The sequence below is a fragment of the Alkalicoccobacillus porphyridii genome (assembly GCF_007293315.1).
Lineage (GTDB): Bacteria > Bacillota > Bacilli > Bacillales > Bacillaceae_D > Alkalicoccobacillus > Alkalicoccobacillus porphyridii.
Genome location: NZ_VLXZ01000197.1, coordinates 1 through 275, shown reverse-complemented (window position 1 = coordinate 275; position 275 = coordinate 1). Strand labels below are relative to the sequence as shown.

The 275-nt window shown below is 54.2% G+C and carries 1 protein-coding gene; it reads right to left on the bottom strand.

Annotation, left to right across the window (positions count from 1 at the left end; genetic code table 11):
* On the bottom strand, window positions 1-275 hold a 275-nt coding region (gene pgsA / locus FN960_RS24010), incomplete at both ends, for a CDP-diacylglycerol--glycerol-3-phosphate 3-phosphatidyltransferase (RefSeq protein ID WP_143850808.1).

Below are 275 nucleotides of genomic sequence, written 5' to 3'. Positions count from 1 at the left end.
GTTTTCACTTTCCCAATCCAGGAGACAGCCACGCTACTGCGTTTACCCAACTCCGCCATCCATTCGCGTAGCGCAGAAATAATAATTTCACGGGCGATCATCGTTGCCGCCGGTAAGGTCACCCACCAGCTGTGATAATGCTCGGTTACCAGCACCATGGCGATAGCCACGAGAACTTTATCTGCTACAGGGTCAAGGAAAGCACCAAACCGGGTACTCTGGTTCCAGCGGCGTGCCAGAAAACCATCGAACCAGTCAGTTACCGCCGCGACGCA